Origin of the sequence: Pedobacter sp. (assembly GCF_035566355.1) — a bacterium.
Lineage (GTDB): Bacteria > Bacteroidota > Bacteroidia > Sphingobacteriales > Sphingobacteriaceae > Pedobacter.
Genome location: NZ_DATMRL010000292.1, coordinates 1 through 3,372 on the forward strand (window position 1 = coordinate 1; position 3,372 = coordinate 3,372).

Annotated in this window: 3 protein-coding genes and 1 pseudogene; all 4 read left to right on the plus strand. The window is 43.5% G+C overall.

Annotated features, from left to right (window positions below; genetic code table 11):
* A pseudogene (locus VNZ46_RS11490) lies at positions 1 to 530 on the plus strand (DUF2157 domain-containing protein); the annotation flags it as partial.
* On the plus strand, positions 527 to 1,699 hold the full coding sequence (locus VNZ46_RS11495) for a hypothetical protein (RefSeq protein WP_325560295.1): 1,173 nt from the start codon (positions 527 to 529) through the stop codon (positions 1,697 to 1,699). The pseudogene VNZ46_RS11490 and the gene VNZ46_RS11495, both read left to right, overlap by 4 nt.
* Before the next feature lie 37 nt (positions 1,700 to 1,736).
* Entirely contained in the window at positions 1,737 to 2,192 is a 456-nt protein-coding gene (locus tag VNZ46_RS11500; protein ID WP_325560296.1) for a hypothetical protein, read from the plus strand.
* Positions 2,193 to 2,227: 35 nt separating this feature from the next.
* The coding region (locus VNZ46_RS11505; protein WP_325560297.1) for a pitrilysin family protein at positions 2,228 to 3,372 on the plus strand (1,145 nt) is incomplete at its 3' end.

Below are 3,372 nucleotides of genomic sequence, written 5' to 3' on the forward strand. Positions count from 1 at the left end.
ATCTTGGCTTATTGAGCCTGGCCATTACCAATCTGGCGCTTTGGATGGGAGTCTCTGTTACACCAAAACAATTGCTGATGAGCAGCAATTACGACAACCAAACCATCATTTACACTTATATCTTATTGGCGTTGATCCTGCTTGCTGCCGATTTCGCAGGCCGGCGCTTTAAGGTTAAAGAACACTTTGGTTTTACCTATATGCATTTTGGTATCCATATTGGCTTCATTGCTCTGCTTGCCGGCTATTTTATTCATTATGAATTTGGTATCGCTTTTCTCTTTCTACTGGGGGTATTTGCCCTTGGAGCCTATATTTACAGGGAAGCAATTGCCCGTCAGTCCTTTTATTTTCTGATGCTGACGGTGCTTTATGGTTATATCGCGATCAGTTGTCTGGTGATGAGGGCTTTATTTAATGCCGGAGACGGAGAGGGTGCCTTTTTCCTGGGTTTCTTTTACTTCATTGCCTCGGCCGTTTCCATTATTATTTTACTGATTCGTTTAAACAAAAAAATTAAGACGGCATGATCATCTACAATAAAACCTGGCTACAACACCTTCAAATTCAACATGAAGCTGAACAAGCTTTTGATGCAGGCCTGATTACGACCACGGAACAACAGGAGATTAAACAAAAATATCCTCATGGCTTTTATAGCCCGGGGATATGGATCAGGATCGGCCTTTTCATCCTGACCTGTGTAATTGTTTCTGCGGCTTCAGGAATGATTTCCCTGATGTTTATAGATGCCCATTCGATAGACTTTTCTGTGTATATCTTCTTGATTGCAGCCCTCAATTATGCGGGCCTGGAACTGATGACGGGCCAGAGTAATCATTATAAATCCGGTGTGGATGATGCCCTGGTATTGATCAGTTCAGGAACCTTTTTAACCGGATTATGCTGGCTGGCCTTCGAAAGCTTTAAATGGGGAGACATCAACGGATTTTTGCTGATCTCTGCCGTGATGTTTGTCTGCTGCCTGTTTCTGACTTTAAGGTTTGCTGACATGCTCATGGCTGCGGCTGCAGGGATTTCTTTGCTGGTCTTTGTCTTTTTTCTTCTGTATAAAACCGGTCCAACGGGACAACTGTTGCTTCCATTTGCCATGATCATCACTGCGGGCTTGCTGTATCTATGGGCAGAAAGAACATCTGGCCGGCTAAAAAAATGGTATTACAGCCAGGCCTTGATCATGCTACAAGTTGTTGCTTTAATGTGTGTATATCTTTCCGGGAATTACTTTGTGGTCCGGACATTGAATGAATCGCTGAGTGGTTCTGAAAATCTGCCCTTTGGCCTGTTCTTCTGGTTCTGGACAATCGTTATGCCTCTGGTCTATATCGCATGGGGTTTGAGAAAGAAAGATGTTGTGCTTTTACGGTCTGGACTGCTTTTGGTTGCCGCCGCCGCCTTCACCATTCGAAATTACTTCCATTTAATGTCTCTGGAAGCCATCCTATGCCTTACCGGGGCTGGATTGATCGCTATCGCTTACGGTGTTATCCGCTTCCTCAAAACCCCTAAGTATGGTTTTACCTACGAGGAAACTGCGGAGAAGCACCTGATGGACCATATGCGTGTGGAATCTCTGATTGTTGCAGAAACCTTTTCTGGTACCGGTACCCCTCCTGCCGAAGCGGCTAAATTTGGAGGCGGTGATTTTGGGGGCGGGGGTGCCAGTGGAAAGTTTTAAAAGATTTTTTATCTTCGTTTATATTAACGTTTAAACTATGAACCCTTCCAGATTAAAAATTATGCAGTTGATTCATGCTGCATTTTGTGTCGCTATTTGCCTTTTTTCTGCCGTTGTTTTTTCTCTTGTTCAAGGCAATCTCCACCTGAATGCTGCTTTTGGCCAGGATGATGCTCTTTTTCCTCTATTTCCCTTACTGGCCATCCTTGCAGTGCTTACGGGGACTTTTTTATTCAGGAAGCAGCTCTCTGCTCTTGAAGATACCCTTAGCGGTGAAGAAAAGGTAATCAGGTATCAAACGGCTTTTATCATACGGTCTGCCTTTTTTGAGGCTGCAACCTTAATGAATATCGTAGCCTTTTTAATTAGCGCTAACCTTGTCTTTTTCATTGTTGCCGCCACCATCTTTATCGCCTTTCTGCTCACAAGACCAACCCGCACCGGGCTGGCGGAAGCCTTAAAGCTCGGCTACGAGGATACTGAAAAATTATAATTCTGTGATATTTTTCTGTGTACCTTTGTGCCTCAATGGAATACAACGTTCATACTTTGCCCAATGGCATCCGCCTGCTTCATGTCCCTTCAGCATCTGCTATCTCTCATGCCTGTATCATTGTTAACAGTGGCTCAAGAGATGAGAAAGAAGAACAATCAGGCCTAGCACACTTTATAGAACACCTGATCTTTAAGCGTACAGAAAAGAGAAATACCAACCAGATCTTAAATCGCCTGGAAAGCGTAGGAGCAGATCTGAATGCTTATACAACAAAAGAATATACCTGCATCCATGCGTCTTTCTTAAACCCTTACCTGGACAGGACCATAGAGCTGTTTAATGATATTGTTTTTCATTCTACTTTTCCGGAGGAAGAACTGGATAAAGAGAAGAGTGTGATCCTGGATGAGATATCCTCTTATTTAGACCAGCCGGAAGAAGCTATATACGATGATTTCGAAGATATGGTCTTTGCCGGACATCCACTTGGCCGCAATATCCTCGGTACCGCAGAGAGCGTAAGCCGTTTGTCTAAAAAAGACATCCGGGAATTTATGGCAGAGAACTACCACACGGATAAGATCGTGATCGCGGTGATCGGGAATTACGCCTTCCAAAAAATGGTAAAAATTGGAAGCCGGTATTTTGAAGATATCCCTCAAAACCTCCACACCAACACAAGAGTAGCCCCGCTTTTGGCCGGTCCTGTCCTAAAAAGCCATCAAAAACCCATTACCCAGGCGCATGCTGTTCTGGGTATGCCTGCGTATTCCATCTATCATCCCAAAAAGACAGGCTTGCTCCTGTTGAACAACCTGGTTGGCGGAACTGGAATGAGTTCGGTTTTAAACCTTCAGATTCGTGAAAAATATGGAATTGCCTATACCATCGAAACGAGTTATAGCCCATTAAGTGACACCGGTATTTTCACCTTGTATTTTGGAACAGATAAGGAAAAAGTAAATAAAGCGCTTTCGCTGATCTATAAGGAATTTAAAAAATTAAGGGAACATCCACTTACAGAAGTTCAGCTGCAGAAGGCCAAGAATAAATTCATCGGTCAGATTGCCCTTGGTGAGGAAAACCGCATCGGGCTGATCATTTCAATGGCCAAGAGCTTGATTGATCATGATAAAATTGATGATCTCCAAACTGTTTTCAGTAAAATTCAGGCGGT

What these genes read in the sequence shown, in the direction of transcription:
- VNZ46_RS11495 (WP_325560295.1), top strand. Translation starts at nt 527, where the DNA reads ATGATCATCTACAATAAAACCTGGCTACAACACCTTCAAATTCAACAT.
- VNZ46_RS11500 (WP_325560296.1), top strand. Translation starts at nt 1,737, where the DNA reads ATGAACCCTTCCAGATTAAAAATTATGCAGTTGATTCATGCTGCATTT.